A 5,393-nucleotide genomic window follows, 5' to 3' on the forward strand; every position below is an offset into this window, starting at 1 on the left:
AACCAAGCCTATTGCCGCCAGAAAATCCTGCACCGGCCGTTACTGGCCGATGCCTGGCTGCGCTGCCGGTGCAGCAGGTGCTGCGGGCGACGCTGCCGGCGCAGCCGCGCCGGCGGGGTTGCGGAAGAAACGGAAGAATTCCGAATTCGGCGACAGCACCATCGTCGTCCCGGTATTGTCCAGCGCCGTGCCGTAGGCATTCATCGACCGGTAAAAGTCGAAGAAGGCTGGATCGCGCTGGTAGGCATTCGCGAAGGTGGCGCTGCGTTGAGCTTCGCCTTCACCGCGCAGGATTTCAGACTCTCTCCGTGCCTCGGCGACGATCTCCACCACTTCGCGGTCGGCGCGCGCCCTGATGCGCTGCGCCGCCTCGTTGCCGCGCGCCCTCAGCCGCTCGGCTTCGGCCAGACGCTCAGCCTTCATACGGTCATATGTCTGTTGCGAGACTTCCGCCGTCAAATCGGTTCGGCGAATACGGACATCCTCGATTTGCAGGCCGAGCGACGTGGCGTCGGGCCTCAGCTGGTCGCGCACTTCACGCATCATCACGGCTCGCTCTTCCGAGAGCGCCGCCTCGAAGTCGCGCAAACCGTAAACCCGACGCAAGGCGGCGTCGAGACGCGTTCTCAACCGTGCCTCGGCCAGTTCGATCTGGCCGGACACCGCGGAGCGGAACACGCGCGGATCCGAGATCCGATAGGCGATGAAGGCGTCGACCTCATAGAACTTGCCGCCTGAAACCTGAACGCGGATGTTGTCGAGGTCGAAGCGCAGCACCCTGTTTTCGATCAACTGCACGCTGTCGGCATCGAAGAAGGCGAACGGCGCCTTGAAATAGATGCCCGGCTGGCTCTTGACGTCTACGATTTCGCCGAACCTGAGCACCAGCGCCTGCTGTCGCGCATTGACAACGAAGACCGACGAATAGAGCAGGAACAGGATAACCGCGGCGATGACGGCGATGATGGGAAGACGGTTGGCCATCACTGGGTTCCTCCAAGGACCGGCGCCGGCGCCTTCTGCTGCAATGCCGGCAGCGGCAGATAGGGAACGACCCCTGGTCCGCTGCCTTGCTCGATAATGACCTTGCTGGAATCCTTCAGAACCCTCTCCATCGTTTCCAGATAAAGCCGCTGGCGCGTCACATCCGGCGCCTTGGCGTATTCGTCGTAGACCGAGATGAAGCGCTGCGCCTCGCCTTCGGCCTCCTGCACGACCCGGTTCTTGTAGCCGGCCGCCTCCTCGCGGATCTGTGCGGCCTCGCCGCGCGCCTGGCCGAGCTTTTGGTTGGAATACTGGTTGGCCTGCTCGACGAACTTGTCCTCGTCCTGTTCGGCGCGCTGCACCTCGTCGAACGCGTCGGCCACTTCGCGCGGCGGCGCAGCATCCTCGATCGAGATCGCGTTGACGTTCAGGCCGGCCCTGTAGCCGTCAAGCGTCGTCTGGATGATTTCGCGCACGGACGCCGCAATGCCCTCGCGATCGTCGCGGAAGATGTCCTGCGCCGGCCGCCGGCCGACCGCTTCGCGCATGGCGCTTTCGGCGACCTGCCGCAGCATGCCGTCGGGATCGGACACGTCGAACAGATAGGCCCTCGGATCGGAGACCTGATAGGCCACAGAGAACTGGACGTTGACGATGTTCTGATCGCCAGAAAGCATCAGGCCTGAACCGTTGCCGGTGGCCGTGCCGCCGCCGATGTTGACGAGTTGTTCGGCGATGTTGGCCGTCTCGACCGTCTCGATGGGCCACCAATGGAAATGCAGGCCTGGCTGCGAGAACTCCGCCTTTGGCACGCCGAATCTGAGTTCGACCGCAACCTCATCGGGCTGCACGGTATAGACCGCCTTGAACGCCCAAAGCACGACAAGCGCCGCCGCGATCAGCCCGAATACGGCAGGGCTGGCGCCACCGCCACCCGGCAAAGCACGCCGCAACCTGTCCTGGCCGCGTCGGATGATATCTTCGAGATCGGGAGGCGAGCCCTGCGGACCGCTAGGCCCCTTTGGTCCCTGCCCCCAGGGTCCTGGATTGTTGCCGCCGCCCCATGGGCCGCCGCCTCCGCCGCTTTTGTCATTCCAGGGCATGAATGTCCTTTCGCTCCCTCACGCGCCGGCCTGACGACGCAAAATCCAATGTTGTTCTTCTATAGGGATGCGAGGGCATGCTTTCAACGCGATCGGTGGTCGTCACCGTCCGTTTTGGACCGTCGCGACCCTTTAATGTCTCTCAATGCACGTCGCGGCGTCGCTCGTAAACCGAATAGCGTGTCGCATGACTATCCTTTTCACCGGCCGGAACGTTCTCCGATCGAACAATGCGCCACAAATCCGGGTCGATCGGCGGGAAATGCACGTCGCCGTCGACCGCGGCAAGGACATGGGTGACATGCAAGCGGTCGGCCAGCGGCAGCGCCTGGGTATAGATCTCGCCGCCGCCGATGATGCAGATTTCGTCGGCGCCGGCCATGCAGCGCCCGCGCACCTTCGCCACGCTGATCGCCTCGTCGAGCGAATGCACGATTTCGACGCCCTCGGCGCGCCAGGCCTTGGCGCGGGTCACCACGATACTTAGCCTGCCCGGCAGAGGCCGGCCGATGCCTTCATAGGTCTTGCGACCCATGATGATAGGTTTGCCCATCGTGTCGGCCTTGAACCGCTTGAGATCGCTGGAAAGCCGCCACGGCAAACCACCATCGCGCCCGATCACGCCGTTTTCGGCGATGGCGACATAGATCGCGACGTCCATCAGCCGCCGCTCCCGCCATCGTCCGAAGGCACCAGCAGCAATATGTCGATATCGTGCTCAGGGTAGAAATTTTCTGCCGTCATCTCGAAACGCGTCGGCCCGACTTTCCTGACGTTTTCGCCACAGAACGAAACCAGGTTCTTTGGATCGCCCTTGTCGACGGTCAGCTTGAACTTGCCGATGGCGCCCGTCGCCCAGTTACCGCCCGTGGTCAGGATATAGGCGATACGGTTCTCGAAATATTTCGGAGTGCCGTCGGGATTGTTCTTCGCTGCCTTGCGGATCGCGTTCTCGAACGTGCCGTCCATGCAGTATCGGGTCTTGTAGGCGGCGTATTGGCCCTGGAACTGGCCATCGTAGAAGAAGCTGACCGAGGACGTGCCGCCGACGCTCGGTTTGTAGCGGTGGGCGACGTGGACTGCCTTATTGGCTGGAAAGGTCGAGCGCCACCAGTAGGTCGAGCGCAATTGCCAGAACGCCACATAGTCGGTCTTCATGCCCGAACCGTCGTCGGCGGTGTCCTCGATGATGATGCCGCGATCGACCCAGTCGTCGGCAACCGCCTGCGGCAGCTTTGCCAAAGCCGCCCTGGCCGCATCGCCGAACGGGTAGAGCGGCACGTTTTGCGCCTTCAAATCGGCGCTGATGTCGATGCCGAGCGCAAATGCCTTCTGCTCGAGCTGCGGCTTTGCAGCCACGCCGTCGATCGTCACCTCGAAGCCGAGGAAATTGTCGCTCTGCCCGTCGGGGATCGCCGGCATCTCGTTCGGATCGCCTTCGATGTCAGGCATCAGAAAAGCAACGATCGCGTCGACATCCTTATCGGTGTTGTTGCGGAAGACATAATCGACCGTCACCTTTTCCGGGGAGATGTAGAGATCCTCACTCTCCATAGCGACCGCGTCGCTGCGAGACAGGATCAGGCCGCCCGTTCCCAATTCGGCAATCGAATCATTGGCGAATACGGGCGTGGCCGAGAGCGCCAGCGCTGCGGTCAGAACATAACGGAACATGGAAGCTCCCTTGGCGAGATGCCGGCATGACTCTAGCCGTTTCAATGTGGAGTTTCAAAGCCCTTCCGCGCTTGCGCACATGCCATGGCTCACTGGACACCGACGTTCCGATCGGGCAGGAGTTCGTCCATGCGCAAGCTTCTCGTAATCGGCATCGGCGCCGGCAATCCCGACCACATGACCGTGCAGGCCATCGGCGGCTTGAACCGCGCCGACGTACTGTTCATTCCCGACAAGGGTGAGAAGAAGAACGACCTCGCAGAACTGCGCCGCCAGATCTGCGACCGATTCGTCACCAATCCAAACTCACGTCGCGTCGAATTCGACGTGCCGGTGCGGGCCGAGCCAGCGCCCTCCTATCGCTCGACCGTCGATGACTGGCACGAGGCGATCGCCGCGATCTATGAAAGCCTGATCCGCGACGAGCTCTCGCAAGATGGCTGCGGCGCCTTCCTGATCTGGGGCGATCCCTCGCTCTTCGACAGCGCGCTGCGCATACTGGAGCGTGTGCGCATGAGAGGCAATGTCGGGTTCGAGCTCGAGGTGATCCCCGGCATCACTGCCGTCCAGGCGCTCGCCGCCAGCCACAAGATGGCACTGAACCGCATCGGCGACGCGGTTCAGATCACCACCGGGCGCCGGCTTACCGAAGAAGGTTTGCCCGACAATGCCGGCAGCACCGTCGTCATGCTGGACGGCAAATGCGCCTTCGACTCGCTGGATGACAAGGATCTCCTCATCCACTGGGGCGCCTATCTCGGCACGCCCGACGAGATCCTCATTTCCGGCCGCCTTGGAGACGTCGGCGCCGAGATCGTGAAGACCCGCGACGAGGCCCGCCGGAAAAAAGGCTGGATCATGGACACTTATCTGCTGCGCAAGCCCGGCGAGCCGGAGGAATAGGCTCGGCCGGTACAGAATCCATCATCGACCTCACCCGGCATCGATCTCTGCCTGTAGTGCCTCCATATGCGCCGCCGCCGCGGAAGCCGCAGCCCGTTCGATGGCGCGAAAGCGGCTGACAACCGCAAGCCCCACCGGCGTCAACTGGGCGCCGCCGCCCTTTTTCCCTCCGGTCTGTGCCGCGACCAGCGGTTTGCCGAACACCCGGTTCATGTCCTCGACCAGATCCCAAGCGTGTTTGTAGGACATTTCCATGCCGCGCGCCGCCGCCGAGATCGATCCGAAGGCGGCGATCTGCTCGAGAAGCTCGATCTTGCCTGGTCCGATGCGACCGCCCGGATCGAGGTTTATACGTAAGCTCAGCGACGGCATTTGCTCCTCCGCAGCCACGCCACGTCCATCCTAGAAGCTCTCAAGCGATACCGCTATTCCAAAATGATATAGCGACAATCACCCTCTGTCATCCATCCGCCTCGACAGGCAGGCCGGCGCTCGTATTCGCCTGGTCGAAGTTTACCGTCTTGACCACCGCGTATGCTTTTCGACCGAGCCGAAGTTTCAGCGTCTGTCGCGATTGCTCGGTGATCCGGGCAAGCACGGTTGCGCCATTGCAGTCTATGCCGATCTCGACCGTAGGCCCCTCGCCCGGCTCTATCGCAACGATCGTGCCCGGCAGAATGTTGAGCGCGCTGAGACCCGTCGGCCGTTCGATGGCGATCATCACATCGC

Annotated in this window: 7 protein-coding genes; 1 reads left to right on the top strand and 6 read right to left on the bottom strand. The window is 62.5% G+C overall.

Features of this window, described 5'->3' with window-relative positions; all coding sequences use genetic code 11:
- Positions 1-39: 39 nt before the first annotated feature.
- From EOA85_RS26270 to EOA85_RS26285, 4 genes are all read right to left on the bottom strand, one after another.
- Positions 40-984, bottom strand: coding sequence for a protease modulator HflC (locus tag EOA85_RS26270; protein WP_029351364.1), 945 nt, complete (start codon positions 982-984; stop codon positions 40-42).
- Positions 984-2,087 carry an FtsH protease activity modulator HflK gene (hflK, locus tag EOA85_RS26275; RefSeq protein WP_065010271.1) on the bottom strand — a complete coding sequence of 368 codons (1,104 nt, stop codon included), beginning with the start codon at positions 2,085-2,087 and terminating at the stop codon, positions 984-986. The genes EOA85_RS26270 and hflK overlap by 1 nt, the downstream gene beginning before the upstream one ends.
- 142 nt (positions 2,088-2,229) lie before the next feature.
- Positions 2,230-2,748 (bottom strand): dihydrofolate reductase, encoded by a 519-nt coding sequence (locus tag EOA85_RS26280; RefSeq protein ID WP_127211714.1) that lies wholly within the window; start codon positions 2,746-2,748, stop codon positions 2,230-2,232.
- Positions 2,748-3,761, bottom strand: a complete 1,014-nt coding sequence (locus EOA85_RS26285; RefSeq protein WP_127211715.1) for a DUF4424 domain-containing protein — start codon at positions 3,759-3,761, stop codon at positions 2,748-2,750. Before EOA85_RS26285 ends, EOA85_RS26280 begins: the two co-directional genes overlap by 1 nt.
- A gap of 129 nt (positions 3,762-3,890) precedes the next feature.
- On the opposite strand from EOA85_RS26285, the gene cobF reads away from it, so the two are divergent.
- On the top strand, positions 3,891-4,664 hold the full coding sequence (gene cobF, locus EOA85_RS26290) for a precorrin-6A synthase (deacetylating) (protein ID WP_127211716.1): 774 nt from the start codon (positions 3,891-3,893) through the stop codon (positions 4,662-4,664).
- Between the two features lie 30 nt (positions 4,665-4,694).
- Here cobF and EOA85_RS26295 read toward each other — a convergent pair whose 3' ends face one another.
- On the bottom strand, positions 4,695-5,036 hold the full coding sequence (locus EOA85_RS26295; protein ID WP_127211717.1) for a winged helix-turn-helix domain-containing protein: 342 nt from the start codon (positions 5,034-5,036) through the stop codon (positions 4,695-4,697).
- A gap of 88 nt (positions 5,037-5,124) precedes the next feature.
- Positions 5,125-5,393 (bottom strand): TOBE domain-containing protein (locus EOA85_RS26300; protein WP_164759882.1); only part of this gene is annotated, 269 nt, incomplete at its 5' end.

This window comes from Mesorhizobium sp. M5C.F.Ca.IN.020.29.1.1, assembly GCF_003997375.1.
Taxonomy (GTDB): domain Bacteria; phylum Pseudomonadota; class Alphaproteobacteria; order Rhizobiales; family Rhizobiaceae; genus Mesorhizobium; species Mesorhizobium wenxiniae.

Bases quoted from the DNA above. Each gene is read 5' to 3' on its own strand.
- EOA85_RS26270 (WP_029351364.1), bottom strand. From the start codon at position 984: ATGGCCAACCGTCTTCCCATCATCGCCGTCATCGCCGCGGTTATCCTG.
- hflK (WP_065010271.1), bottom strand. From the start codon at position 2,087: ATGCCCTGGAATGACAAAAGCGGCGGAGGCGGCGGCCCATGGGGCGGC.
- EOA85_RS26280 (WP_127211714.1), bottom strand. From the start codon at position 2,748: ATGGACGTCGCGATCTATGTCGCCATCGCCGAAAACGGCGTGATCGGG.
- EOA85_RS26285 (WP_127211715.1), bottom strand. From the start codon at position 3,761: ATGTTCCGTTATGTTCTGACCGCAGCGCTGGCGCTCTCGGCCACGCCC.
- cobF (WP_127211716.1), top strand. From the start codon at position 3,891: ATGCGCAAGCTTCTCGTAATCGGCATCGGCGCCGGCAATCCCGACCAC.
- EOA85_RS26295 (WP_127211717.1), bottom strand. From the start codon at position 5,036: ATGCCGTCGCTGAGCTTACGTATAAACCTCGATCCGGGCGGTCGCATC.